The sequence below is a fragment of the Chitinophaga sp. genome (genome assembly GCF_039596455.1).
Classification (GTDB): Bacteria; Bacteroidota; Bacteroidia; order Chitinophagales; family Chitinophagaceae; genus Chitinophaga.
Window position 1 is genome coordinate 253,757 of record NZ_JBCNJR010000006.1, and the last position, 25,768, is coordinate 279,524.

Here is a 25,768-nt window from a genome sequence, read left to right on the forward strand (position 1 = left end):
TTTAGTTTAGGTTTAAATGGAAATTGCAGTTGCCACCGGTTTTTGCTGTACCAGGCTGCTCAGCAGGTGCTCCCATTCGTTGGTAAATCTTTTAATGCAAAAGCGTTCCCTGGCGGTAGCACGTCCTGCCGCGCCCAGCTCTGCCGCATGATGCGGATCATTGAGCAGCCGCTGCATGCAGTCTGCCAGGTAACGGATGTTCGTATGTATGTAACCGTTATAGCCATTTTGGACCACTGTTACCAGTTCCGTAGTGGCCAGCCCCACCACCGGTATGCCCTGCATCATGGCCTCGCATACCGAGAGGGCCAGGCTGGTGTGGCGTACGGGGTGAAAAACAAAACGGTAGCGCCCCCTAAAGGCAGGCAGCTCGGGATGCAGCACTTCGCCTTTGCCGTCTTCCCCGTTGCCCATGCCAATCAGGTCGAGCGGCAGCTGCGTGCGTAACTGCCGGAAAATATCCCAGCCCAGTGTTCTGCCCCGCTGCGGCAGGTGGTTGATGATCACCAGGCCGCGGGCCAGCTCCCCGGTATACGGCTCTTCGGGCTGTGTTACGCCGTGCCCGATCACTACGGTAGGCGTACGGTTATTGTTCCACATCAGCTCGTTGTAATGCGTAACATGTACCAGCAACACCCCGGGGTCATCCACAATATGCCGTGTGTTCACTGCGCTGCCTGCAGGCGTATTGTGCTCCAGGTAAATGCGCGGCAGCAGCCGTTGGTCTGCTGACAGTACCTCATACTGGTCTGTTGTATAATTTTTCCCGGATTGGAAAATGATCACATCAAAATCCTGCTCCCTCACTTCTTCTGCCGGAATTTCAATCACGTTGGGGCCAAAGGGGAACGTATGGCCACGGCCATAATAGCCTTCATCCTTGTCTGTATTTACGGGAATGTAGATGTCGAAATTGCCTTGCGATAAGTAATACAGGTAACTGCCGTGTACATGCCATGTGAACACTTTTATTCTTTGCTGCCGCATGATTTCCATACATCACAATTGTTTATTGAAAGATGTGATTCAATTATGGAACCAAAGAAAGAAGGGCCAAAGTTGTTACTTCTGCCGCGGGTAGCCTGTAGAAGCACTTCAGACAAGCCATAGCCGTAGCTTTGTAGGTATATGTGTCAGATAATTCATGTTGTGCCGTATGCCGCTACAGTAGCCGGATCAGGCAGTCAGGTTGTTGACTTAATTACTCAACTGTAGCAAACGATGCACCGTTGTTATCCCTTGTCAGGCGCAGATTACCCGGCATGAATTGTGTCGCTGTTACTTCAAAAAAAACAGATATATGCCTGAGTTACCAGATCTGGAAGTTTTCAGCGCCAGCCTCACCAAACAACTGAAAGGCAAAAAGGTGAAAGCCGTGAAAGGCCGTGGTACAACCGTAAAGAAGGAGATCACCGGGCAGGTGCTGGAAAAGGTGGAGCGCGAAGGAAAGGAGCTGCGGTTCCGCTTCCGGAATGGCGCTGTGCTGGGCATGCACCTGATGCTGCACGGTGAGCTGCATGTGTTCCGGCAGAAAAATACGAACGCCCATACAATGCTGGAGATCAGCTTTGAAGACGGTACAGGCCTGGCGCTGACAGATTTCAGGAAGATGGCCAGCTATAGCATGAACCCCGGTACTCCCAATGTGCCGGACGCATTAACGCAATTGAAGCTGCCAGACCTGGAAAAGCTGTTGTCAGGAAGCAGGGCCACCGTTAAAAAACAGTTGACAGACCAGCACAAAGTGCGCGGCATCGGCAATGCCTATGCAGATGAAATACTGTGGGAAGCGCGCATTTCCCCGTTTTCCGTGAGCCGCAATATTCCTCCCCAAAAGGTTAAGACACTGCATAAAGCCATCCGGTCCGTGTTGAAAGACGCTGTAAAACAGATCCGGAAACACCACAAAGACGCCACTTTTGGCGAGTACCGGGAGTTTTTGAAGATACATCGTGCCGGGAAAGGGGAAAGCCCTGCCGGCGCTGCTATTAAACATGCTTCCACTGGTGGAAGGAAAACATATTATACAGATGAACAGGAAAAATATTAACGCCTGCCTGCTGTTATGCCTGCTGGCCATCATGTACGGCTGTTATGGCACGAGGGCTTCCAAAGGCGGCGGCCAGACCAGCGTACCGCATAACCGCACCACGCGGGCTGCAGACCTGTTGTTGCCCGAAGGCTACCGTGCGGAAGTAGTGGCCACCGGCCTCAACTTTCCCACCGCGGTGGCTTTTGATGACAACGGCGGGCTATACGCCATAGAGGCGGGCTATAGCTACGGGGAAGTGTTTACCCACCCACGCCTGCTGAAAATTACGGACGGCAAGGCGGAAACGATAGCGGAGGGAGAGAAAAATGGGCCGTGGACAGGCATTTGCTGGCACAAAGGGAATTTCTATATTGCTGAAGGCGGCCAAACGTCTGGCGGTAAAATACTGAGGGCCGGCATAGACGGGAAACTCACACCCCTGGTGGAAGGCTTGCCCGGCCAGGCAGACCATCATACTAACGGCCCAGTGGTGATGAACGGGTATGTCTATTTTGGCACTGGTTCCGCCACCAATTCCGGTGTGGTAGGGCCAGACAATGCGGCCTTCGGCTGGTTGAAACGCCACCCTTCCCTGCACGACATTCCCTGTGAAGACATCACACTCAACGGTGTAAATTTCGAAACAGACAACCCCTTGACTACAGACCCGGCAGATAAAGCCGTTACCGGCGCCTACCTGCCGTTCAATACGGCGGCTAAAGACGGCCAGGTAATAAAAGGCCGGCTGCCTTGCACGGGCGCTATACTACGTGTACCGGTTACCGGCGGCAAACCGGAGCTGGTAGCCTGGGGCTTGCGGAACCCTTACGCGCTGGCCATTTCGCCAGACAACAAGCTGTACGTAACGGAAAATGCGGCAGATGACCGCGGCAGCCGCCCGCTGTGGGGTGTTGGTGATGTGCTGTGGGAAGTAAAAGACGGTGGCTGGTATGGCTGGCCTGATTATTCGGAAGGCAAGCCCATCAAACTTTTTAAACCGCCCGGCAGCCCTACCCCGCAGCCGCTTCTGAAGGCCCCGAGAGCTACCGTGCCGAAACCCGTGGCCGTATTTGCGGTACACTCTTCGTCTAACGGCATTGATTTTTCCACAAGCGAACAATTTGGTTTTGCCGGTAAGGCATTTGTTGCCCAGTTTGGAGACATGGCGCCCAATGTGGGTAAAGTACTCTCACCCGTGGGCTTCAAGGTAGTGTGGGTAGATGTGGCCACCGGAGAGGTGAAAGATTTTGCGGTGAACAAAGGCAGAAAGAACGGCCCTGCCAGCAAGCTGGAAACCGGTGGTCTGGAAAGACCTGTATCCGTCAAATTTGACCCTTCGGGGAAAAGCCTTTACATCGTGGATTTCGGCATTCTTAAAACTACCCCGGACGGGCAGTCTGTGCCGGTACAAAACACCGGGGTTATCTGGAAGATCTCAAAACAGGAGGTATTATGAAACGGTACATGTTCACCATTTGCCTGGGCGCACTGCTGGCCTCCTGCTCTGCGAGGCGCATGCCAGCCACGGAAGTAAAGGAAGAAGTGAAACCGGAAGCGGTGATGGGGCGTGACAAGTACATGCAGTACTGCCAGAAATGCCACCCCATGGGAGAATCTGGCCTGGGGCCCGCATTGAACAATAACCCTGCGCCGGGCTTCATCAAACGTTTCCAGGTGAGGCACGGGCTTGGCGCCATGCCCGCTTTCAAGGCGGACGTGATCAGCCGCGCTGACCTGAACCACATCATGAAATACCTCAAAACGATGAAGCGCCGTACGCCTCAGCCTTCCTGATGCCGGGTTTATTCGGCATCAGCGGAGCCGGCCTTGGTAGTGTCTGTTTCGTAAGGCGGAACGCTGCGGTTGATCAGCTTTTCGTTGCCCTTGTCACGCGTTTTTTTGTTGGACTGGAACACCACATATACAATGATCAGCACTAACACGGCTACAAGGGCGAGCAATGGTACTAGCATAACGGTGAGTTTTAAGGAACCACCGCATATTGTGTGCCTGAATGGAACGGCTGTATTATTGCATGAGAGACCGTATCCTTTCCTGCCCCGTTACAATGTCTGCCTTCAGGTCACTCAGCATGGAGTACAGCCCGAAGTAGGTACGGTTGATGTACAGGGAGTGGCGGCTGCCGCGGGCTACCCTGGACTCGCGCACCTCCTTCAGGTTTGCCACGTAGTCCATGTACGCATAGATCTCGTTAAAATAATTTTCGTTGCCGAAGTCAAAACGCTCTACCGTAAAGGGATGGGTAAGCAGGCGGATCATTTCCTGGAACAGGCCGGAGAAGAAAACAATTTCTTTTTCCGTGTCTGAAGGGTGTATCATTTCCAGGTTGGTATAAATTTCCCGGCGCCGCGTTTCGTTTTTCAGCACTTCCTTGTCTGTCAGCAGAAAATAGTTCACATAAAAATCTTCCGGCACTTCTTTCACGCAGCCAAAGTCAAAAATGCCCACTGTACCGTCTGCCCGCAGCAAAAAGTTGCCGGGGTGCGGGTCTGCATGCACTTTTTTGAGCTTGTGTACCTGGAACTGGTAAAAGTCCCACAGCGCCTGCCCGATTTTATTGCGTACTTCCTGCGATGGGTTGGTGGCCAGGAACTCTTTCAGATGCAGGCCGTCCAGCCAGTCCATGGTGATGATGCGGTCTGAAGACAGCTCCGGGTAATACGTTGGGAACACCAGGTTGGGGATGTGGGCGCACTGGGCAGACAGTTCCCGGGAGCGGTGCAGCTCCAGCGCATAGTCTGTTTCTTCCAGCAGCTTGGACTCTATCTCGTCAAAGTATTTGTCCATATCCACTTCGTTCATGCCTACAATTCGGATGGCGAAGGGTTTTACAATGCGGAGGTCTGACTTCACGCTGTTGGCCACGCCGGGGTACTGTATTTTCACGGCCAGCTCTTTACCGTCTTTGGCCGCTTTGTGCACCTGGCCTATAGACGCGGCGTTGCTGGCCTTCATATCAAAACGGTCATACAGCTGCGCAGGTGTTTTACCCAGCGTTTTCACAAAAGTGTTCACCACCAGCGGCCCGGAAAGCGGAGGGGCGCTGTACTGGCTCATGGCAAAACGTTCGGAATAGGCCCTGGGCAGCATGCCCCTGTCCATACTCAGCATTTGCGCCACTTTCAGGGCGCTGCCTTTCAGGTTGCTGAGGGTGGCGTATATATCTTCCGCGTTCTCCTGGTGAAGCGCGTCTCGCGTAATGGTGGGGTCTATCAGCTTGCGGGTGTAGTGTTTGATATAATTGGTGCCTACTTTCAGTCCGGTGGTTACAAACCTGCCGGCCCTTTCCACTTTGCCGGTAGGGATGTTGGTCTGTTCTTTCATCCGTAAATGTTATTTCCTGGTCAGTATGAATTTTCCAAAATCCAGCAGGCTGTCCAGCGTATTGGACTGTATCAGCTGGAAGCTGAGATGTACGGCCTTTTCAATGGCGGCGTCTGTCATTTCAAAGTTCAGGCTGCTGTCTTCTATCCAGTATTTGAGCACAAACAGCGCCTGCATCCAGAAGCCGTGCACGTACTGGTCTGAAATATATTTCCGTTCTTTTATTTCCGTGGTGAGATAGCCTTCTTTGATGAGGCCGGCGGCATAGTCGTAAAACGCTTTTTTGAAATCGGACAGCTGGCGTAGCTGGCCACCCGGTAAATGGGAGCGCTGATGCTGCTGCAGCACGTAGCTGCGGTCTTCCTTCAGTTTCTGCACCCAGAGAAAATAGAACGCCAGCAGTTTCTCCTGCGCGGAGTATTGCTGATAGGTAGGGTCGTCTTTTAACTGGTCAATGGTACGCTGAAAAAAGTCCAGCCAGATGTCTCGTTCCACGCCTTCCATGGCGCTGTAATATTCATAGAATGTTGATTCAGGGATGTCCAGGACCTTGCAGAGGGCGAAAACAGACACGGGCCTTTTGCCGTTTTCGAGCCAGTAGCGTTTATATGCTTCGCGAATGGTGTGTTTTTCCATAATCGGTACCTTTTAAATGATAAGAACTTGTGGGGACATTACAAATTTACGGCGCGCTTGCTTACAACAATCGGGGGCGTGTGACGGTACCGGGGGAAAATGATGGGAATTAGCTACAGTGGCTTGTTTTCGGCAATTGTTAAATATTTGCCAATGGCCTGTTTTTAAATACAAAAACGAAGCGATCATGACAATAAGATCAAAAACGGCTGTTCCGCTTTGATGGAACAGCCGTTTTTACTCAGGAGGCAATGGCCACCTCATCCGGCGCAACTACCGGCGCCGTCTGCCGCTGCACCTGTTTATTGAGGTAGTGCATCATAACGGCTGTAAAGGCAAAAGCCCCTAAAATCACATATCCCAGTATTTCATAATGGAGCAACACCCCGCTGCTGGTCTGATACACGATGAGCCCTGCCACAATGGAGGCTATGCCGCCGGAGATCTGCTGTACGGAGGAGTTGACGCTCATGAACGCCCCCCTGTCCTGCACGCTGGGCAACGAGGTCATAATGGCCTGGGCGGGAATGATCCGGCCAAATACCCCTATCATCATCAGCGCATTAATGGCAATGGCCATATAGAGCGGGGTAATGCCCAGGTTGGTGAAAATTACCACCATGATGCTGGTGAGCAGGGTGGCGCCCAGGAACACTTTCATTTTTCCCAGCTTGTCACTCAACCGGCCCAGAATGGGCGCGCCTATGAAGGTGGCAACACCGGTGGCCATGTAGAGGATGGTGATGTCTGACTGTGCCAGCCCCATATTATGCCGGCTGAAGGTGCTGCCGAAGGGCATCAGCATGAAACCGCCGGTAGAAAGCAAAATGGTGGTGCAGAAAGCCAGGGAATAGTGTCTGTTCTGCAGCGTGTTCTTCAGGTGCACAAAGGCGTTCCTTTCCACTTTCTGCTGCAGGTGCGCTGTAACCGGCTTCATGTAAACGGCCATTATAATGCCCATGATGGTGCCGAAGGTCCCAATCATCCAGAAGGGAGCATGCCAGTTGATCCTGTTGGCCAGCTCCCAGCCCATGGGCACGCCAATGATCTGGCTGAGGGCAAAGGCCATTTGGACAAAACCCATCACGCGTCCGCGTACTTCCGGTTTAAAAAGATCTGCTATAATAGCCATGCCTATGGCGCTGATCACCCCGCCAAAGAGGCCGGTGATCACCCGGGCGGCCAGCAGAAAGCCATAGGTGGGGGCCAACGCGCAAAGAAAGGTGCCGATGATGAAGCCGGAGTAAAATACCAGCATCATTTTTTTACGGTCAAACTTATCTGCAAAGCCCGCCGCCAGTACCCCTGAAATGCCCGCGCTGAATGCATAGGCAGATACCACCAGCCCAAATTGCCGGGTGGTGATGTGCAGCTTGCCCAATAAAATTTCACCCAGGGGGCTCAGCACCATAAAATCCAGCACTACCGTGAATTGAAGCAGGGCAAGTATGGCTATGATGAATACCTGGTATCGTGAAAAAACCCGTTCCGTTGTTTTCATATAATTGTAGTGTGTATTGTTAGAAAAAAGACCGCAATAGCCGGGCCGTTTATTCTGGCAGTTCCTCACAGTCAAAGCCAGCGTGGGTTACAAGCTGGATGACGTCCCTGGCAAGCAGTGAGTTGGTTTCGATACGAAGCACTTTGTCGCTGTCTTCCCGGTCTACCGTCCACCGCTGTATGCCGGGCTGTTTGTCCAGCACGGGCCCTATCAGTTGCAGATCTTTCTTGAACCGGATATTGGTGCGGAATACCAGTACTTCCAGCCCCGTGTCCGTCATAAAACTTGTGTTCATAGTAAGCGCATTTAGTCAGGTGGTTAAATTTTTTACGCGTCAGGGTTTCAGGGCTTTCAATACCAGTTGCAGCGCCTGTTCCATGACGTCTTCCGTAAGGGTGAACTTTTTATGGCCAAAAGCCTTTTTCTGTGTATGGAACTTGATCAGCTGGTACAGTGGCGCATAGGCCACGGCCCAGTATACTTCAAAGGAAAGCGGTATCAGCTCCTTCCTGTTTACGGCGTTGTTGTAAAACCGCCCCATCACGTCTTTAAAAGAAGTATACAGGTGTACCGCCACTTTATCATACAAATGGGAGTACCGCATTTTTTCCATAAACTCCACGTCTAGCGGGTTCTTCAGGAAATACTGGGCCCGGTTGTGCCACTGTTTGCGCAGCCCTTCCTCAAAACCCATGGCCGGATCAAAGTCTTTCAGGCTCTCTTGCAGCATTACATCCGAAACGCGCAGGGTGGTCTGGATGATGAGGTCTTCCCGGTCTTTGTAATAAATGTAAATGGTGGCGGGAGATACGCCGGCCGCCCTGGCCAGCTTATTGATCCCGAACCCGTCCAGCCCTTCCTGTACGATCATTTCAACCGTTTTCTGGTGAAGCTGGCAAATTTTCTTTTCGTCCCTGATCCGCATAATGGCCACAAAGATAAGTGAGCGTTCGCTTACTTATAAAATTTATTTGGGGGCTAGATAAAAAAAAGATGCCCCCGGGATGGGAGCATCTTGCTGCTTTGCGGCCGCACTTCCTGTATAACTACTTGGGCTGCACTGTTTTGCCGGTGGCATGACAGCTCGGTACGGGTCATTAGCACTGCTGCAGTGCAGGGCTATGCCTGGCGGAGCGGTCAGGAGGCGTGCTGCCGGTATGCCTTTTTCCCGGCCAGCGGACAATACCGGTATTGCCATGTCTTCTCCCTTGCTGGCCAGGCAGGGGCGGAACACAGTGCAACAGCCGGCATCTCACCACGCGGCAAGAGCAGGGTAGCCAATACGGTATTCATCACATACGCGCTTGCATCACGGAAGCTGTGATGTCTTGGAAACTGGTGCAACTATACGTAATAACAAACCGAGGGTGAATAAATACTTTAGATCATGAGAGGGAAGCAGTTATGCAGGGAGGGCGGAAAACATCCGTCATAGTCCCTTTGCTGTAATGGCAGGGAGCCATCAGCGGCGGGGTGAAAGCGGGGGCAGGCACGGCTGCCAATGCCGGCCAGGAATGTGCCGGCACATAATCCTGCAGTTTCAGCACGTGGGCTGAAGGCTGCAGCTGGTTATTGTTCCCCTGACCGTCAAATGCCTGTGCAATGTAATGCGCACATCCGCAGTCCTCGGCAAAATCCTTATGGTCTGCGATATAGGCAGTTACCATACAATTCACATACCCGCTGAGGCGGGCGGTAAACTGCAGGCTTAACGCTGCAAACAGGCATATGGCGAGTAAAGGTCGCAAAGCATTATAAATATAAGGAAAAACTGTAAGTTTAGCCCATGAAAACAACAGCTGAACATTGGAAGAAAACGCTACAGCTCACGCAGCATGTTGAGGGAGGATCTTTCCGGGAAACGTATCGCGCACCGCTGGTGATTGACCGGGAGGCATTGCCGGAACGTTTTGCCGGTGCGCGCAATGCATCAACGGCTATTTATTTTTTGCTGGAAGACGGTGATTTTTCCGCGTTTCACCGCATTGCCGCAGACGAAATGTGGCATTTCTACGATGGCCAGCCCCTGCATATTTACGAGATAAAACCAGACGGTTCCCTGCATGTGCACCGCCTTGGCCGCGATGTTGGGCAGGGAGAGCAGCTGCAGCTGGTTATTCCCGCCGGAAGCTGGTTTGCGTCAAGCGTGGAAGAAACGGGCGGTTTTGCGCTGGTAGGCTGCACCGTAGCGCCGGGTTTTGATTTCGCTGATTTTGAGCTAGCGGAAAGGGAAACACTGTCCAAACAATTCCCGCAACACGCGGGCCTCATTGCATTGCTCACACGGGCATAAAAAAATGAGGATTGGTGAATTTGTTCTACATTTATACAAAATTGTCTTCTTCATATGTCAAAGAACGATCTGATAAAAGATCTGGGCCCCATTGCGCAGCGCACCATGGCAGACGTGGTGGAAAAAGAGCTGCGCGAGTATCTTAAGAAAAAGTCCTTCAAACCCGGGGACGCATTACCCTCTGAAAATGAACTGGCCGAAGCGCTGGGCGTTAGCCGTAATGTAGTAAGAGAAGCCTTGAGCCGCCTGCGCATGCTGGGCATGATAGAAACCAAAAAGCGCAGGGGCATGATATTGTCTACGCCAGACATATTGGGCTCTTTTGAACGCGTGCTGGACCCGCTGATCATTGACGACAGCACCCTGCAGGATATTTTCGAGCTGCGGCTCACCCTTGAAATGGGCCTGGCAGACATCCTCTATCTCCGCAAAACAAAAAAAGACATTGAAGAGCTGGAAGCCATTGCCAAAAGCCAGGACCCCCGGGGGAAAGGGCAGGCCTTCCGTATCAACAACGAAATTGCCTTCCACGGTAAAATATACCAGATGACGGGCAACGAGACGTTGTTGCGCTTCCAGAATATGCTGCTGCCCATTTTCGGCTATGTGATCAGCCTCGAGAAGGTGCCGCAAATAGGCAAAGTATCCCACATTGACCTGGTAAACATCCTGAAGAACGGCAGCAAGGAAGAATTCAGGCAGGGCATGCTGGAGCACCTGAAACCGCATTTTAACCGGCTGAAGAAGTAAGCCGCCGGCAGGGAGGAGGGGGATTTGATGCATGGAGTCAGATCCCCGTCTGTTCTCATTTGCCGGCCTTCATGCCGTCTTGTCAGCCGCCGGTTAAAATCCGCATTCATTTCCCCCATCAGGATTTTTCTCCTGCCAGCATGTTTCCACAATCCCCATCTACGTATTTGATCTTTCTTTTCCACCTGCTGTATCTTCTTTATCCACGCTGCATATTCAACCCTTCCGGCCCAACAGTTCCAGCTTCATTTACTGCCTCCTTTATTCCCATTCGTTCTACATATTCAATCTCACCAGCTCCGTTCATATCATTCCATTTCCCAATCAGCCGCCAGTCTTCTTCTACCTCCTCAAAAATTTAATTTGGAGATATTCCCATTTTTAATCTACATTTGATATGTACTACATAAATACAATAATAGCTAAATTCCATTTTTTCCGCTAACAGTGATCCGTTATGAATCTGAAACTTCTCATCTCCAAATGGAGAGTTCTCCTGGTAATTACTGTGCTTTCCATGCAGGGCGTTTACGCCCAGGCACAGCAGACCGTTACCGGTAAAGTCACAGACTCCACCGGCAGAGCGCTTGAATTTGCCAGCGTGCAGGTAAAAGGCACCACCAAAGGCGCCTTTACGGGCGCAGACGGCAGCTTTTCGCTCAGCGTGCCCGCCAACGCCACGCTTGTTTTTTCCAATATCGGCTATACCACCCGGGAGGTAACCGTAGCCGGGAAAACAACACTGAACGTTATCCTGGCCCTGTCTAACAGAACATTGGAAGATGTGGTAGTAGTGGGGTACGTACAACAATCACGCGCCAAAACCACCGCCGCCATTTCCAAACTCAACCCGGCGGAATTGAAGAACACGTCCAATCCCAACCCCATCCAGGCCATGCAGGGGAAAATTGCCGGCGTGTCTATCCCCATCCAGTCCGGCCAGCCGGGTGAAGGGGCCACCAACATCATTATCCGCGGCAGCACCAAGCTCAACGCGTACGGTACCGGCTCAGGCACCAGCGGCGGCAATGTGGCCAACACAGACGGCAACGTGAGCCCCCTGGTGATCATAGACGGGGTATTCCGCTCCATGAGTGATGTAAACCCTGATAACATCGAATCCATACAGGTGATGAAAGATGCGGCATCTACCGCCATCTACGGGGCCCGCGGCGCCAACGGCGTAATTGTGATCAAAACCAAGGGCGGTAAGGCCGGCAGCAAAATGAACCTGAACATCAACCACCGCACCACCTGGGAAACGCCCGCCAGGGATTATAAATACCTGTCCGCTACGGAGTACCTCAAGCTGGCCCGTACCACCGTGCAAAACACAGCAGACAAGCTGGACAAGAACAACCTGCTCAACAACGGCGGCTTTTCCGCCGGCACCCGCGTGTATACGGCCAAAGGCCAGTACGGCAACAACATCAACCTCACGGCTTTATATGATAATATTGTGGCCATAGAAGGGCAGGCCTACGTAGACAACCTGCTGGCAAATGGCTGGATGACGATGGATGATCCCATCAATCCCGGTACCAAACTGCTGTATGCAGATAATAACTACGAGAACCTGATCTGGAAAACAGGCCTCTCCAACAATACCAACGTGTCTGTAGACGGCGGCTCTGAAAAGGCCAACTACAACGTGGCGCTGGGTTATACAGATCAGCAGGGCGCCTTTGTGGGCACCAACTACAAGCGGTATGACGCGCTGGGCAACTTCGGTATCCAGGCGTCAGACAACTTCCGGCTGGATGCCATGCTCAACTATCAGCATGTTCTGCCTAACTACGTGGAAAACTTCCAGAACGAGCTCACACGCGGTACGCGCATCACCCCGCTGATACGCATTTTCAAGGATGACGGCAACCCCACGCCGGGGGAGCTGTACACTGTGCGCAACCGCCTGCACACGCTGAAGTATGATGACGTACGCGTGTCTACAGAACGCCTGGTGTCTCGCCTGGCGGGAGACTGGACCATTCTGAAGGGGCTGCATTACAGGCCCTCCATCTCCTACCTGCTGCAAGACTACCGCTATATGTTCATGCGCAAGGCCACCCCTCCCAATGAGGTACAGCCTTCTACGCAGCGGCAGAAGAACGAGAACACCAACAACTCCCGCCAGCTGATGATAGACCAGGTGCTGCAGTATGATTTCAGCTTCCTGAAAGATCATCATGTAACGGTGCTGGGTGGTTTTAACTTCACCCGCAACACCAACAGCAGGATAGACATCGGCTCGCAAAGGGCCAACAATGATTATATCTACACCATCAACGAGCCTTCTACCGCTATTGTAGACGGCAAGGTGGTAACCAACGTAACGGAATGGGGCACCAGCCTCGGAGAATCCCGCTCTGCCAGTTACTTTGGCCAGTTCAGCTATGACTATAACGGCAAGTACCTGGCCAGCGCCGCCCTGCGGTACGACGGGTTCTCCAACTTTGCGATACAGAACAAGTACGCGCTCTTCCCCTCCGCCTCCGTTGGCTGGAACATTCACCGGGAAGATTTCTGGCACCTGCAGCCTTCAGCCGTTAGCAGCCTGAAGCTGCGCGCCAGCTGGGGTGAGGCGGGCACCAGTGACCTGGCCATTACAGATACTTACGGCCGGTACAACGCCGTCTCTTACGCGCAGGGCTCCGGCATTTACCGCGCCAACCTGGCCAACCCCGGCCTGGTTTGGGAAACCACTACTTCCATGGATGTGGGCGTAGACGCTGCGTTCCTCAACAGCCGCCTGAACGTTACGGTAGACCTGTACCGCAAGCTGACCAAAGACCGTATTGATTCAAAGCCCCTGCCTTCTGAAGCGCCCTTTGGTTCCATTGTGTTCAACAACGGCGTGCTGCAGAACAGCGGGGTGGAAGTGGAAATTGGCGGCACGGTGCTGCAAACGCCTTCCTTCTCCTGGCAAACGAATTTTTCTTTTGCCTACAACAAACAGCTGGTCAAGGAACTGCCGGGTAACGGCCGCGCCAAAAACAGGCAAGGCGGAGACGTGATCTACGACCCGGTAAGCAAATCCAATATCGAAGTGGGCGGTTTGGCGGAAGGGGAGCGCCCCTTCGGGTTATGGGCCTACCAGGTGCTGGGCGTTTTTTCTACGGACGAAGAGGCCGCCGCCTGGAACCAGACGCATAAAGACAACCTGGCCTCCGCATCCGGCCAGCAGGTAGGTAAACGCGCGGGAGATTTCATATTTGCAGACGTTAACAACGACGGCATCATAGACACCAAAGACCAGGTATTCCAGGGTTACCGTACGCCCAATAAGATCGGCGGCTGGCAGAACAATTTCTCATACAAGGGCATCAACCTGAAAATTTCTTTGGACTATGCCATGGGCCACATGATCAGCAACGGCGCGCTGGCCCGCTCTCTTGGCCAGGGCAGGGCCTTTAACGAAGGTGCTCCCGAGCAGGCGCTGGGGCCTGACATCTGGCAGAAACCGGGAGACGCGGGTAAAAAATATGCGCGTTTCTCTTTTGCCGATTATGACTTCGGCCAGCGCAACTACCTGCGCGGCGCTACGCTGGGTGTAAACAACAGCTATTCTTCAGATGTGTCCGTAATGTATGAGAAGGGAGACTTCCTGGCCCTGCGCGAGATCACGCTCTCTTACGATATACCGCGTCATATCATGAAAAAGATACGCGCCACCGGCATGAATGTTTTTGCCAGCGTGTACAATGTGGGCTACCTCACCGCGTACAAAGGCATCAACCCGGAATCTTATACGGGTTTTGACGCCATTGGCTATCCGCGCCCACGGCAGTTCTCATTAGGTGCAACCCTTAAATTTTAAAATTCAGAAGGATGAAAAAGATATTCCTGTTCAGCCTGCTGCTGGCCTCACTGGCCGCCTGCAAGAGCATACTCGATATAAAGCCGCAGTCCAGCATCACGGACGAAAACTATTTCTCCAACGAAAGTGATTTTGAGCCGTATGTAACCGGCATCTACCCCTTCATGCGCTTTTTTGCCAATAACGTAACGTATGGTACAGAAAGGGGAGAGGAGCTGGTACCTGCGCTCAACTCCCGCTTCGGCACGGCCTGGAACCAGATTCTCAGTCCTACTACAGGAGCCATTAACTACAATGATTGGTACAAGGCCATCGGCAACTGCAACCTGCTGCTGGAAAAAATAGCGCCGTTCCCGTTCACCTCCAATCCCGATCTGCGGAAAAAGATACTGGCGGAAACCTACAGCCTGCGGGCGTATTTTTACTTCCACCTCTCCCGCGTAATTGGTGATGCGCCGCTTATGCTGCAGGCCGTGGTAGGAGACAACGTGCCGGTACTGCCCCGCAGCAGCGCCGCCGAAGTGTTCAAACAGATCAACGCAGACCTGGATACGGCCATCAGCCTTTTCAGATCTGTGGGCAGCTTCAACCCCGCCACGTACACGTCCAAATACCGTTTCACGTACGGCGCGGCGCAGGCCCTGAAGGCGGACGTAAAGCTGTGGAGCGCCAAAGTGCTGGGAGGCGGCGCGGCTGATTTCAACGCTGCTATTGCGGCCATTGACGAGGTGGAAAAAACTGGCGTAACGCTCAATGCAGATTTCAAAAATGTAACCACCGTGCGCGCGGCTACCAACCCGGAAGTGATACTGGCCGCGTTTTTCCTGAGGGATGAGCCTACCACCGGCATCAGCGGTATTCCCAACACCACGCCTTACGTGATGAATGCATTGCCTTATAAAACCGGCGTGCAGGGCGCGCTCAACCTGGATAGCCTGCCGTATTGCGAAACCACGGCCAACGGCCAGGGTGCTTACCAGATCAGCCCTGCTTCCCGCGCGCTGTTTGCCAAATATCCGAATGACAAGCGTGTTCCTTTCACCTGGGTAACAGAACGGCAAACCACCGGCCCCAAAATTTCCTGGATCACCAAGTACCCCGGCACCCGTTATGTAGATGACCGCGTGCCGGATAACGACATCATCATGTACCGCCTGGCAGACATCTTCCTGATGAAGGCAGAAGCCTACGCCGCGCTTGACCAGACGGGCCCCGCCATCCAGTACCTCGACAAGGTAAGGGTGCGCACCGGCAACGGCCCCTACACGGGCGCCACAGACAAACTCACCGTTGAAAAAGAATTGTTGGACGAACGCGGCCGGGAGTTGTATTTTGAGAATAAACGCTGGTACGACCTGGTGCGTTTCCACAAAGGCGGAACGCTGGACATTTACAAATACATTCCTAACCTGGTGGGCAAAACCACCCCCATTTACTGGCCGCTCAATATTACCGTGATGGCCAACAACGATCTGATCACTCAAACCGAAGGATACAATTAATAACACATTTGCGAAATATGGAAAAAGTACAAGGACTAATTGCTGCTGCATTCACACCTTTTCATGAAGACGGGTCTATCAACTACAGCCTGATACCCGCGCTGGTAGACAAACTGGTGGAAGACGGGCTGCGGGGTATTTTTGTTTGCGGCAGCAATGGTGAAGGCCCTAACATGACTACAACTGAAAGAATGGAAGTAGCGGCAGCATTCACAAAGGCTGCCAACAAACGCCTGCTTATTTTTGTGCACGTAGGCCACAGCAGCATTGCAGAGGCCAGGCAGCTGGCCGCGCACGCCCAGCAGATAGGGGCGGACGCCATTTCCGCCGTAGCCGCTTTTTATTTCAAACCCACTTCCGTGCAGAACCTGGCAGACAGCATGGCGCAGATTGCCGCCGCCGCGCCGGAGCTGCCGTTCTACTACTACCATATTCCGCACCTCACCGGCGTAGGCATGGACATGATCCAGTTCCTGGAAATTGCGGGTCCCGCCATTCCCAACCTGGCCGGCATCAAATACACTGCCACCACGCTGCAGGAATACCAGGCCTGCCTGCAGTACCAGGGCGGTAAATACGATATTCTTTACGGGCTTGATGAAATGCTGCTGCCAGCCATGGCCGTAGGCGCAAAAGGCGCTATCGGCAGCACTTACACCTTTGCCGCGCCGCTTTACCTGCAAACCATGGAAGCCTTCCGCAAGGGAGACATGGAGCGCGCCCGCGCCCTGCATGCCTACATGGTGGAAGTGATCCGCATACTGGTAAAATATCCGCCCATTCCGGGGCAGAAGGCCATTATGCAAATGCTGGGCTGGGACCTTGGCCCCTGCCGCCTGCCGCTCACCACTTTCCCCGAAGCGGCCTACCTGAAATTCAGGGACGAGCTGGCCGCACTGTCTTTCTTTGACAAAGCGCCTGCGCGCAACGTTGTTCATACTTAAAATGCACCGCATGCAAATAATGAGAAGAATGCTGGTGCTCCTGCTGTGTTTGCCGGCCATGAAGGCCGGCGCGCAACATGCCGCCGGTGAAGTTTTTTTTAACTGGAAAGAGATCACATCACTGCCGGGGGCAGACGGGCTGGCCGGCAGCTACGCCGGCGTAAGCAACGGCGCGCTCATAGTAGCCGGTGGCGCCAATTTCCCCAACAATACCAGGCCCTGGGCCGGTGGTGTCAAAACCTGGTATGACACCGTGTGGGTGCTGGAAAATGAAGGCGGCCAATGGAAAGCGGCCGGCAAGCTGCCGCGGCCCATGGGTTACGGCGTATCTCTCACCACGCCCAACGGCTTGCTGTGCGTAGGCGGCGGCAATGCGGATGGGAATTACACCGATGTTTTCCTGCTGAAATATGTGAACGGTAAAATTGAAACAGAAAATTATCCCGCGCTGCCGGAGCCGCTGGCCAATGCCTGCGGCGTATTGCTGAACGGCAGGGTATATATTGCCGGCGGGCAAACATCTCCCACAGGCGGCGCCACGCGCCACAGCCGGGTGCTTGACCCGGGTGGAAGCAGCTGGCAGGCCTTGCCTGACTTGCCCGGCCCGGGCAGAATGCTGGCCATGGCCGGCGTGATGGACGGGAAAGTGTACATCTTCGGCGGTGTAGACCTGCAACAGGGCCAGCGCAAATACCTGCAGGATGCCTGGGTTTACCAGCCCGGCGGGGCCTGGAAGCAGATAGCCAACCTGCCGTACGCATTAGCGGCCGCGCCCACACCGGCATACCCTGCCGGCCAATCACACCTGCTGCTTTTTGGCGGGGATGACGGGGTGAATGCAATAAAAACAGCGGAGCTGCAAGACGCGCACCCCGGTTTCAGCAACAAGGTGCTGGCTTACAACACGCTTACAGACGCCTGGTCCGTAACCGGCAACATGCCTTCCAATACATTGCCCGATGCCGCACTCAACCCGCATGCCAGCACGTACGCCCCCGTTACCACCCCGCTGGTGGTATGGAACAATAACGTGGTGCTGCCCGGCGGCGAAGCGCGCCCTGCCGTGAGAAGCAAAAAAGTGCTGGTGGCCGCTCCGCAGCAGCCCGGCGGCCGCTTCGGCGGACTTGACTGGGCGGTGATAGGCGCCTACTTCCTGCTGGTAATTGCCATCAGCGTAACCGTATCCAGGAAAATGGGCAACAGCACCAGCGACTTCTTCCTGGGCGGCCAGAAAATACCCTGGTGGGCCGCGGGCCTCAGCATATTCGGCTCCAAGCTCAGCGCCCTCACCTTCATTGCCATCCCGGCCAAAGCATATGCTACAGACTGGGTGTACATTCTCAACAATCTCATGATCATTGTGGTGGCGCCTATTGTCACCATGTTCTACCTGCCTTATTTCCGGAAGCTAAAGCTCACCAGCGTTTATGAATACCTGCAGATCAGGTTCAACACGCGGGTGAAATTGCTGGGCAGTCTTACGTTCGTGCTGTTCCAGCTCAGCCGCCTGGGCGTGGTGATTTACCTGCCCGCCCTGGTATTGAGCACGGTAACGGGTACCAATATCTTTGCCTGCATTTTGCTCACCACGGTGGTTACCACCGCGTACAGCGTGTTGGGCGGTATTGAGGCCGTGGTGTGGACAGAGGTGATGCAGGTATTTGTACTGCTGGGCGGCGCCCTGGTAAGTTTCTTTTTTATGGCGGCCAATACAGACGGCGGCCTGGGAGGTATGATGAGCGAAGCCTGGCAGCATGACAAGCTGCGGGTGGCCAACCTCGGCTGGAGCATCTCCGAGCCGGTGCTGTGGGTGGTTGTAGTGGGGGCTTTCCTCACCAACCTCGTTACCTACACCTCAGACCAGGTGGTGGTACAACGGTATCTTACCACACCTACGGAAAAAGAAGCCCGCCGCTCCATCTACACCAACGCCCTCATGGTAATACCCGCCACCTTCATATTTTTCGGCGTGGGTACGGCGCTGTGGTTCTTTTACCGCCATCACCCCGGTTCCCTGAACCCGCATGGCCGTACAGACGATGTGTTCCCCTGGTTCATTTCGCAGCAGTTGCCTGCCGGTTTAAGCGGGCTGGTAATTGCAGGGCTGTTTGCCGCTACCATGTCTACCATCAGCTCCAGCATGAACTCTATTGCTACGGTGCTGACCACAGACTTCTATAAAACCTTCCGCAAACAGGCAACAGACCAGCAAAGCCTGCGGTTTGCCAAAATAGTGACGGTGTTCCTCGGCATCATTGGCTGCGGCATTGCCATGTACCTGGTGTACCTGCAGAACGCTTCCATATGGGACCAGTACCTGAAAATCATCGGGCTGTTCGGCGGTTGCCTGGCCGGTATGTTTGCCGCCGGCATCTTCTTCCCGAAAATTAACAGTCGCGGTGTGTTTGCCGGTTTTGTACTGAGCAGCATTGGCCTCTATTTTATCCAGCAGTCTTCTGCCATCAGCTTTTTCCTGTACCCCTTGTTTGCGGTGGCGGGCTGTGTGCTGATGGGGTATATCTTCAGCCTGGTAATGCCGGAAAAGCCGGGAGCGCAGGCGGCTGAAGGGATGTAGCCGGATGAATGTTTATCAGAAAAAATTATGACGTAATGAAAAAATTGATCACCACAACGGCCTGTTTGCTGGCGGCGCTTTTTGCCGCGGCGCAGATAACGGTTTTTGAGTCAGGAACAGAAGGGTATAAATCTTTCCGCATTCCCACCATCATCAGTTTGCCCAATGGCGAGCTGCTGGCCTTTGTTGAAGGCAGGGTGAGCAACGCCAGTGATTTCGGGGATATTGATATTGTGATGAAACGCAGTACAGACAGGGGCAACACCTGGAGCCCGCTGCAGGTGGTGGCGCAAAATAAAGACCTGCAGGCCGGTAACCCCGCGCCTGTATTGGATATGTCAGACCCCGCCCATCCCGGTGGCCGCATTTTCCTTTTTTATTGCGCCGGCAATAACCATGAAAATGAAGTGCGGAAAGGGAACGGCCTCCGCGAAGCCATGTACGTCACTTCCATAGACGGCGGCAAAACCTGGTCAGAACCGGTGAACATCACCCGGCAGGTACACCGCCCCAAACAACTCGGTTTTGCGGAAGACTGGCGCTGCTTTTTCAACACACCCGGCCACGCCATGCAGTTCACAACCGGCGCGCATAAAGGCCGCATTTTTGTGGCCACCAACCACTCCGCCGGAGATCCGCAGCCCAAACACCGGGAGTACCGCGCCGGTGGTTATTATACGGATGACCACGGCAAAACCTTCCACATCAGCGAAGACGTGAACATCCCCGGCAGCAATGAGGCCATCGCTACAGAAATAAGCGGCGGCCGGCTGATGATGAACGTGCGCAACCAGCAGGGCAACATCAAGGCGCGCATTGTAGCCCTCAGCGGCAACGGCGGCGCCACGTGGGATACGGCCTATTTCGATATGGACCTGCCTGACCCCGTATGCCAGGGCAGCATGCTGACCGTTGGCAAACACAAGGGCAAAGCCATTGTGGCTTTCAGCAATCCGGCAGATACTTCCAAAAGGGATAACCTGACCCTGCGCATCAGCACCAACGATGGCCTCACCTGGAAAAGAAGCTACAAAATTGATCAGACGGGCCAGCCCGGTAACGCTGCTTATTCAGACCTGGTGGTAACCGGCAAGCGCGAAATAGGGGTGTTGTACGAGAAAGACAGGTATAAAAAGATACTCTTCACGAAAGTGAAGTGGAAGAAATGAATTGTTTAAGTTTCACTGTATACACGCCGGTCTATATCTATAGGCCGGTATTTTTCTTAATTAGCAAATTTTAGCAGGATAATTTGGCGGAGAAGTTCCTATTTTCCCTTTTTAATTGAAAGAAAATATGAGCCGTAGAAAATTCCTCCAGCAATCTGCTATCCTGTCTTCCGCATTTCTTTTCCGCCCCGCCCTTACCTGGGCTGCCGGGCAGGATTTTCCTGTAGTGCGTATCCCCGAAGCGCAGCGGAAGTTCCGCAGCGAAGCGGTAGAAAAGGCCATTGAGGCCGTGAAGGCAAAAAGCGGTAATGCAGAGCTGGCGTGGCTCTTCGGGAACTGCTTCCCCAATACGCTGGATACTACGGTGGAGTTTGAAATGAAGAACGGCCGCCCTGATACGTACGTGATCACGGGAGATATAGACGCCATGTGGCTGCGTGACAGCACCGCCCAGGTGTCTCCCTACCTGCAGCTGGTGCATGAAGACAAAGAGCTGCAGCACCTCATTGCCGGCGTCATCAACCACCAGGTGAAATGCATCCTGAAAGACCCGTACGCCAATGCATTTTATAAAGATGAAAATAAACAGGGCGAGTGGAAGTCTGACCTGACAGACATGAAGCCCGGCATCCATGAGCGCAAATGGGAAATAGATTCGCTCTGTTACCCCATCCGCCTGGCATACCTGTACTGGAAAAAAACAGGAGATACCGCGCCTTTTGACGATACCTGGAAGTCTGCTATTGCGCTCACGGTAAAAACCTTCAAAGAGCAGCAGCGGAAAAACGGCCCCGGCCCTTACCACTTCCAGCGCAAAACTTCCTGGGCTACAGACGGCGTGCCGCTCAGCGGCTATGGCTACCCGGTAAAACCGGTAGGCCTTATCTGCTCTACCTTCAGGCCCAGTGACGATGCTACCATTTTCAGCTTCCTGGTGCCCTCCAACTTCTTTGCTGTGGTGAGCCTGCGCCAGGCGGCTGAAATGCTGCAGGCCCTGCATAAAGATGCTGCCTTGGCGGCAGAATGCCGCGCGCTGGCCGCGGAAGTGGAGCAGGCGCTGCAAAAATATGCCGTGGTAAACCACCCGCAGTTTGGCAAGGTGTACGCCTTTGAAGTGAACGGCTTCGGCAGCTTCAACCTGATGGACGATGCCAATGTACCCAGCCTGCTGTCTCTCCCGTACCTGGGCGCCATCAAGCCATCAGACCCGGTGTATGCCAACACCCGCAAGCTTATTCTTTCTTCAGAAAATCCCTTCTTCTTCTCCGGCAAGGCCGGCAAAGGCATTGGCAGCCCGCATACCGGCCTGCACCGCATCTGGCCCATCAGCCTGGTCATGCAGGGCCTCACCAGCAACAACGATGCGGAAATACGCCAGTGCCTGCAAACCCTGCAGAAATGCCACGCCGGCAAAGGGTTCATGCATGAGTCTTTCCAGCAAGACGATCCCGCGCAGTTCACCCGCGCCTGGTTTGCCTGGGCCAATACCATCTTTGGGGAACTGGTCTGGAAAGTATACAAGGAAAGGCCGCACCTGCTGAAATAGTACCCAAAGAATAAGCAATTGCTTATTTTTAGCTCCTAATGCACTTAATTCCCTTATGGAAAATAAGCAAAACGCCTATTTCATTACACGCTGGCAATCCCAGATCAAAAAAGGACTGTTCGAATATATCATCATGCTCCTGCTGCAGAAGAAGGAGCGGTACGGATATGAGCTGATCAGCGAGATCAAGAAGCTGGCGGATATGGATATTGCGGAAGGCACCATTTACCCCCTGCTCAGCCGCCTCAAAAAAGAGAAGCTGGTAGATTCCCGCTGGGTGGAAATGGATGAGGGAGTGCCCAGGAAATATTACAAACTGACCGAACAGGGCAATGCTTACCTGGAAACCATGTACCAGTACCTGGGTGAGCTCATGCAGGCCATCACCGATCTGAAGAACGTTTAAACTTGTTGCGCTAATGAACGCCCAAAAGAAATACATCCTGTCTCTAGACCTTGGCTCCAGCGCCGCCGGCGCCGTGCTGTTCTCCCGCCAGGGGCAGGTGGTGAAACAGCTGCAGAAGGAATATGAAAAATATTACCCGCAACCCGGCTGGATAGAAGTAGACCCGAACGAGATATGGTTTACCATGCTGTCTGTAATGGAAGAGCTGGTGGCCAGCACAGGCATTGGCGCGCAGGAAATTGCCGGCATCGGCATTGCTACCCAGCGGGAAACCACCGTGATCTGGGACAGGCAGAAAGGCGAACCCGTGTACAACGCCATTGCCTGGCAAGACAGGCGTACGTCCAAACTCTGCGACGAGTTCCGCTACCAGGGTTTCTCGGAACTGATCCGCCAGAAAACAGGCCTCATCCTGGACGCGTATTTCTCCGCCAGCAAAATATCCTGGATACTGGACCACGTGCCGGACGGCCGCATCCGCGCGGAACAGGGCCAGCTGGCCTTCGGCACCATAGACGCCTGGCTGGTGTGGAAGCTCACCGGCGGCAAAAAACACGTTACCGATATTACCAACGCCTCCCGTACCATGCTGTTCAACATTCATGAACAGAACTGGGACGAGGAGCTGCTGCGGTTGTTCAATATTCCCCATAAATTATTACCGGAAGTATGCTCCAACAGCGAAGTGGTGGCCCATACCGCCCCCGGTATACTGGACGCTGAAATTCCCATTGCCGGCATGGCGGGAGACCAGCAGGCCGCCCTCTTCGGGCAGATGTGCCTGGAGCCCGGCATGGTAAAGAATACTTACGGCAGCGGCTGCTTTGCGTTGATGAACACCGGTTCCACGCCCATCGTGTCTGACCATCACCTGCTCACCACCATTGCCTGGCGCATCGGCAACCAGGTTACCTACGCCCTGGAAGGCAGCGTGTTTGGCGGCAGCTCCGTGTTCCGGTGGATCAGGGACGGGCTGGGGCTCATTGAGTCTACCGCCGAAATTGAGGCGCTGGCGCAAACGGAGCCTGATAACGGTGGCGTACTGTTTGTGCCCGCGCTCTCCGGCCTGGGAACACCCTACTGGGACCCGTATGCCCGCGGCATGATCATCGGCATTACCCGCGGCACTTCCTCCGGCCACATTGCCCGCGCCGCCCTGGAAGGGGTGGCCCTGGGTATTGCAGACGCGCTGGAAGCCATGGAAAAAGACAGCGGCCGCGCTATTACCGAACTGCGGGTAGACGGTACCTCCGCGCTGTACGACTTTTTCATGCAAATGCAGACCAATATTCTGCAGTACCCCGTAATGCGGCCGCAGGTAATGCCCGCCGGCGCTACCGGGGTAGCCTACCTGGCCGGCCTGGCCACCGGCTTCTGGACGCTTGATGAAGTCAAGGCCCAGTACACCATTGCCCGCGTTTTTTCTCCTGAAGCGCCCCCGCCGGGACAGGCCCGGCTGCGGGAAAAATGGCAGAAGGCCATTGCCAGGGTGAAGAACTGGGATTTCTGATCCGGCACCTTTTATGCAGCAAAACAAACGGGGTGGGTTAACCTGTTTTTATAAACACCTCAATATCAATTATATGGAAAGATCCTGGCGCATATGTTCAAAAAGTCTGGAAAGAGCCGTTTAAATCGTCTAATTTTGCCAGTATCGGATTACGATGTATATTGTATAATAATGCTTGAACAATCGATCAATGAACCGTTTAGAACAATTGAATGCCATCGGGAATGGTGAAGAGTGGGATGTGCTGGTGATAGGGGGCGGAGCTACGGGGCTGGGCGCAGCGCTCGAAGCAACCACCAGGGGGTACAAAACACTGCTGCTTGAACAGGCTGATTTTGCCAAATCCACATCCAGTAAAGCCACCAAGCTCCTCCACGGCGGCGTTCGTTACCTTGCCCAGGGAGACGTGGCGCTGGTGCGGGAGGCCAGCATAGAAAGAGGGCTGTTGCTGAAGAACGCGCAGCACCTCGCCAAAAATCTTTCTTTTATCATCCCCGCCTATAGCTGGTGGGAAGGCATTTATTATACTATTGGCCTGAAGCTGTATGACTGGATGGCCGGCCGTCTCAGCCTGGGCCGTTCCGTACACATTTCCCGGCGGGAAACGCTGGAAAGGCTGCCGGGCCTGAAGCCTGCTCATCTTTCCGCGGGTATTCTTTACCACGACGGGCAGTTTGACGATGCCCGCCTGGCCATTAACCTGGTACAGACCATTTATGAGCAGGGCGGGGTAGCCCTCAACTATATGCGGGTAAAGGGGCTGGAGAAAAACGGCCATGGAGAATTGTCTTACGTAACGGTAGAAGACACTGAAACAGGCCAGCCTTACCGCATCAAAACCAAAGGCATCATTAACGCCACCGGCGTTTTTGTAGACGATATCCTCGAAATGGACGACCCTGGCATCAAACGCAAGATAGTGGCCAGCCAGGGCGTTCACCTCGTGCTTGACCCGGAATTCCTTCCCGGCAGCAACGCGCTGATGATCCCCAAAACCAGCGACGGCCGCGTGCTCTTTGCCGTACCCTGGCACAACAAAGTAGTGGTGGGCACTACGGACAACCCGGTGAACGAGATCAGCCTTGACCCCGTGGCCATGGAAAAAGAGATCAACTTCATTCTTCAGACGGCCGGCCAGTACCTGGCCAAAGTGCCCACCCGTGCAGATGTAAGAAGCGTATGGGCGGGTCTCCGCCCGCTGGCCAAACCGGAAAAGAGTGAAAAGACCAAGGAAATTTCCCGCAACCACAAGATCATGGTGTCTGCCTCCGGCCTGGTAACCATACTGGGCGGAAAATGGACTACCTACCGTAAAATGGGGGAAGACGTGGTAGACCGGCTGGAAAAAGTGAAGCAATGGCCGCATGTGGCCTCCGCTACCCGCCAGCTGCCCATTCACGGCTCCGCGCAGAAGCTGGGAGAGGAAGATCCTTTATATTATTACGGGGCTGATGCCGCGGCGGTGAAAAGCGTACCCGGCGGCGAAGCCGTGCTCAGCGCCGGCCTGGGCATCATCAAGGCGCAGGTAACCTGGGCGGTGCAGAAAGAAATGGCGCATACCGTAGAAGATGTGCTGGCCCGCCGTACCAGGGCCCTTTTCCTGGATGCGGAAGAAGCGGTGCGCATAGCCCCGCAGGTAGCGGAGATCATGGCTGCCGAACTCGGGAAGAACGGGACATGGAAAGAGCAACAGGTACGCTCTTTTGAGGCGCTGGCCAGAACGTACCAGTTGCAGTAAGTAA

Annotated in this window: 22 protein-coding genes; 14 read left to right on the forward strand and 8 right to left on the reverse strand. The window is 54.0% G+C overall.

The window, feature by feature from the left end; translation table 11 throughout:
- Positions 1-12 precede the first annotated feature (12 nt).
- Positions 13-996, reverse strand: coding sequence for a glycosyltransferase family 4 protein (locus ABDW36_RS18915; RefSeq protein WP_343703494.1), 984 nt, complete (start codon positions 994-996; stop codon positions 13-15).
- 304 nt (positions 997-1,300) lie between these two features.
- Between ABDW36_RS18915 and ABDW36_RS18920 the strand changes: the two genes are divergently transcribed.
- From ABDW36_RS18920 to ABDW36_RS18930, 3 genes are read left to right on the forward strand one after another with little or no spacing between them, the layout of a single operon-like run.
- The gene (locus ABDW36_RS18920; protein WP_343703495.1) at positions 1,301-2,050 is read left to right on the forward strand and encodes a DNA-formamidopyrimidine glycosylase family protein; all 750 of its coding nucleotides are present in this window, start codon (positions 1,301-1,303) and stop codon (positions 2,048-2,050) included.
- The gene (locus ABDW36_RS18925; RefSeq protein ID WP_343703496.1) at positions 2,031-3,488 is read left to right on the forward strand and encodes a PQQ-dependent sugar dehydrogenase; all 1,458 of its coding nucleotides are present in this window, start codon (positions 2,031-2,033) and stop codon (positions 3,486-3,488) included. Before ABDW36_RS18920 ends, ABDW36_RS18925 begins: the two co-directional genes overlap by 20 nt.
- Positions 3,485-3,826 carry a cytochrome c gene (locus ABDW36_RS18930; RefSeq protein ID WP_343703497.1) on the forward strand — a complete coding sequence of 114 codons (342 nt, stop codon included), beginning with the start codon at positions 3,485-3,487 and terminating at the stop codon, positions 3,824-3,826. The genes ABDW36_RS18925 and ABDW36_RS18930 overlap by 4 nt, the downstream gene beginning before the upstream one ends.
- 8 nt (positions 3,827-3,834) lie before the next feature.
- Here the strand turns inward: ABDW36_RS18930 and ABDW36_RS18935 are convergent, their stop codons facing one another.
- From ABDW36_RS18935 to ABDW36_RS18965, 7 genes are all read right to left on the reverse strand, one after another.
- A complete protein-coding gene (locus ABDW36_RS18935) occupies positions 3,835-4,005 on the reverse strand; it encodes a hypothetical protein (protein WP_343703498.1) in 171 nt (56 codons plus the stop codon).
- Positions 4,006-4,060: 55 nt separating this feature from the next.
- Positions 4,061-5,377, reverse strand: a complete 1,317-nt coding sequence (locus tag ABDW36_RS18940; protein WP_343703499.1) for an AarF/ABC1/UbiB kinase family protein — start codon at positions 5,375-5,377, stop codon at positions 4,061-4,063.
- A gap of 9 nt (positions 5,378-5,386) precedes the next feature.
- On the reverse strand, positions 5,387-6,013 hold the full coding sequence (locus ABDW36_RS18945) for a TetR family transcriptional regulator C-terminal domain-containing protein (RefSeq protein ID WP_343703500.1): 627 nt from the start codon (positions 6,011-6,013) through the stop codon (positions 5,387-5,389).
- Between the two features lie 241 nt (positions 6,014-6,254).
- Positions 6,255-7,514 carry an MFS transporter gene (locus tag ABDW36_RS18950; protein ID WP_343703501.1) on the reverse strand — a complete coding sequence of 420 codons (1,260 nt, stop codon included), beginning with the start codon at positions 7,512-7,514 and terminating at the stop codon, positions 6,255-6,257.
- Between the two features lie 49 nt (positions 7,515-7,563).
- Positions 7,564-7,809, reverse strand: a complete 246-nt coding sequence (locus tag ABDW36_RS18955; protein ID WP_343703502.1) for a hypothetical protein — start codon at positions 7,807-7,809, stop codon at positions 7,564-7,566.
- Positions 7,810-7,848: 39 nt separating this feature from the next.
- Entirely contained in the window at positions 7,849-8,385 is a 537-nt protein-coding gene (locus ABDW36_RS18960) for a TetR/AcrR family transcriptional regulator (protein WP_343703503.1), read from the reverse strand.
- 514 nt (positions 8,386-8,899) lie between these two features.
- Positions 8,900-9,262 (reverse strand): hypothetical protein, encoded by a 363-nt coding sequence (locus tag ABDW36_RS18965; protein ID WP_343703504.1) that lies wholly within the window; start codon positions 9,260-9,262, stop codon positions 8,900-8,902.
- Between the two features lie 38 nt (positions 9,263-9,300).
- Here ABDW36_RS18965 and ABDW36_RS18970 point away from each other — a divergent pair, with 38 nt between their 5' ends.
- From ABDW36_RS18970 to ABDW36_RS19020, 11 genes are all read left to right on the forward strand, one after another.
- The gene (locus ABDW36_RS18970) at positions 9,301-9,807 is read left to right on the forward strand and encodes a cupin domain-containing protein (protein ID WP_343703505.1); all 507 of its coding nucleotides are present in this window, start codon (positions 9,301-9,303) and stop codon (positions 9,805-9,807) included.
- 54 nt (positions 9,808-9,861) lie between these two features.
- Positions 9,862-10,557, forward strand: a complete 696-nt coding sequence (locus ABDW36_RS18975) for a GntR family transcriptional regulator (protein ID WP_343703506.1) — start codon at positions 9,862-9,864, stop codon at positions 10,555-10,557.
- A gap of 457 nt (positions 10,558-11,014) precedes the next feature.
- Positions 11,015-14,374, forward strand: a complete 3,360-nt coding sequence (locus ABDW36_RS18980; protein ID WP_343703507.1) for a SusC/RagA family TonB-linked outer membrane protein — start codon at positions 11,015-11,017, stop codon at positions 14,372-14,374.
- Positions 14,375-14,385: 11 nt separating this feature from the next.
- Positions 14,386-15,876, forward strand: a complete 1,491-nt coding sequence (locus ABDW36_RS18985) for a RagB/SusD family nutrient uptake outer membrane protein (protein WP_343703508.1) — start codon at positions 14,386-14,388, stop codon at positions 15,874-15,876.
- A 17-nt stretch (positions 15,877-15,893) separates the two neighbouring features.
- Positions 15,894-16,820 (forward strand): dihydrodipicolinate synthase family protein, encoded by a 927-nt coding sequence (locus ABDW36_RS18990; protein WP_343703509.1) that lies wholly within the window; start codon positions 15,894-15,896, stop codon positions 16,818-16,820.
- Positions 16,821-16,830: 10 nt separating this feature from the next.
- Positions 16,831-19,395: a sodium/solute symporter gene (locus tag ABDW36_RS18995; protein WP_343703510.1), complete on the forward strand. Its 2,565-nt coding sequence runs from the start codon at positions 16,831-16,833 to the stop codon at positions 19,393-19,395.
- Positions 19,396-19,430: 35 nt separating this feature from the next.
- The gene (locus ABDW36_RS19000; protein WP_343703511.1) at positions 19,431-20,564 is read left to right on the forward strand and encodes a sialidase family protein; all 1,134 of its coding nucleotides are present in this window, start codon (positions 19,431-19,433) and stop codon (positions 20,562-20,564) included.
- Between the two features lie 127 nt (positions 20,565-20,691).
- Entirely contained in the window at positions 20,692-22,110 is a 1,419-nt protein-coding gene (locus ABDW36_RS19005; RefSeq protein WP_343703512.1) for a glycoside hydrolase family 125 protein, read from the forward strand.
- Between the two features lie 55 nt (positions 22,111-22,165).
- Positions 22,166-22,516, forward strand: a complete 351-nt coding sequence (locus tag ABDW36_RS19010) for a PadR family transcriptional regulator (RefSeq protein ID WP_343703513.1) — start codon at positions 22,166-22,168, stop codon at positions 22,514-22,516.
- A 13-nt stretch (positions 22,517-22,529) separates the two neighbouring features.
- Positions 22,530-24,026 (forward strand): glycerol kinase GlpK, encoded by a 1,497-nt coding sequence (gene glpK, locus ABDW36_RS19015; protein ID WP_343703514.1) that lies wholly within the window; start codon positions 22,530-22,532, stop codon positions 24,024-24,026.
- 190 nt (positions 24,027-24,216) lie between these two features.
- On the forward strand, positions 24,217-25,764 hold the full coding sequence (locus ABDW36_RS19020) for a glycerol-3-phosphate dehydrogenase/oxidase (RefSeq protein WP_343703515.1): 1,548 nt from the start codon (positions 24,217-24,219) through the stop codon (positions 25,762-25,764).
- Positions 25,765-25,768 lie beyond the last annotated feature (4 nt).

What these genes read in the sequence shown, in the direction of transcription:
- ABDW36_RS18985 (WP_343703508.1), top strand. Translation starts at nt 14,386, where the DNA reads ATGAAAAAGATATTCCTGTTCAGCCTGCTGCTGGCCTCACTGGCCGCC.
- ABDW36_RS19010 (WP_343703513.1), top strand. Translation starts at nt 22,166, where the DNA reads ATGGAAAATAAGCAAAACGCCTATTTCATTACACGCTGGCAATCCCAG.
- ABDW36_RS18925 (WP_343703496.1), top strand. Translation starts at nt 2,031, where the DNA reads ATGAACAGGAAAAATATTAACGCCTGCCTGCTGTTATGCCTGCTGGCC.
- ABDW36_RS18960 (WP_343703503.1), bottom strand. Translation starts at nt 8,385, where the DNA reads ATGATCGTACAGGAAGGGCTGGACGGGTTCGGGATCAATAAGCTGGCC.
- ABDW36_RS18990 (WP_343703509.1), top strand. Translation starts at nt 15,894, where the DNA reads ATGGAAAAAGTACAAGGACTAATTGCTGCTGCATTCACACCTTTTCAT.
- ABDW36_RS18920 (WP_343703495.1), top strand. Translation starts at nt 1,301, where the DNA reads ATGCCTGAGTTACCAGATCTGGAAGTTTTCAGCGCCAGCCTCACCAAA.
- ABDW36_RS18930 (WP_343703497.1), top strand. Translation starts at nt 3,485, where the DNA reads ATGAAACGGTACATGTTCACCATTTGCCTGGGCGCACTGCTGGCCTCC.
- ABDW36_RS19020 (WP_343703515.1), top strand. Translation starts at nt 24,217, where the DNA reads ATGAACCGTTTAGAACAATTGAATGCCATCGGGAATGGTGAAGAGTGG.
- ABDW36_RS18915 (WP_343703494.1), bottom strand. Translation starts at nt 996, where the DNA reads ATGGAAATCATGCGGCAGCAAAGAATAAAAGTGTTCACATGGCATGTA.
- ABDW36_RS18970 (WP_343703505.1), top strand. Translation starts at nt 9,301, where the DNA reads ATGAAAACAACAGCTGAACATTGGAAGAAAACGCTACAGCTCACGCAG.
- ABDW36_RS18955 (WP_343703502.1), bottom strand. Translation starts at nt 7,809, where the DNA reads ATGAACACAAGTTTTATGACGGACACGGGGCTGGAAGTACTGGTATTC.
- ABDW36_RS18935 (WP_343703498.1), bottom strand. Translation starts at nt 4,005, where the DNA reads ATGCTAGTACCATTGCTCGCCCTTGTAGCCGTGTTAGTGCTGATCATT.
- ABDW36_RS18940 (WP_343703499.1), bottom strand. Translation starts at nt 5,377, where the DNA reads ATGAAAGAACAGACCAACATCCCTACCGGCAAAGTGGAAAGGGCCGGC.
- ABDW36_RS18995 (WP_343703510.1), top strand. Translation starts at nt 16,831, where the DNA reads ATGCAAATAATGAGAAGAATGCTGGTGCTCCTGCTGTGTTTGCCGGCC.
- ABDW36_RS19000 (WP_343703511.1), top strand. Translation starts at nt 19,431, where the DNA reads ATGAAAAAATTGATCACCACAACGGCCTGTTTGCTGGCGGCGCTTTTT.
- ABDW36_RS18980 (WP_343703507.1), top strand. Translation starts at nt 11,015, where the DNA reads ATGAATCTGAAACTTCTCATCTCCAAATGGAGAGTTCTCCTGGTAATT.
- ABDW36_RS18945 (WP_343703500.1), bottom strand. Translation starts at nt 6,013, where the DNA reads ATGGAAAAACACACCATTCGCGAAGCATATAAACGCTACTGGCTCGAA.
- ABDW36_RS18975 (WP_343703506.1), top strand. Translation starts at nt 9,862, where the DNA reads ATGTCAAAGAACGATCTGATAAAAGATCTGGGCCCCATTGCGCAGCGC.
- ABDW36_RS18950 (WP_343703501.1), bottom strand. Translation starts at nt 7,514, where the DNA reads ATGAAAACAACGGAACGGGTTTTTTCACGATACCAGGTATTCATCATA.
- ABDW36_RS19005 (WP_343703512.1), top strand. Translation starts at nt 20,692, where the DNA reads ATGAGCCGTAGAAAATTCCTCCAGCAATCTGCTATCCTGTCTTCCGCA.
- glpK (WP_343703514.1), top strand. Translation starts at nt 22,530, where the DNA reads ATGAACGCCCAAAAGAAATACATCCTGTCTCTAGACCTTGGCTCCAGC.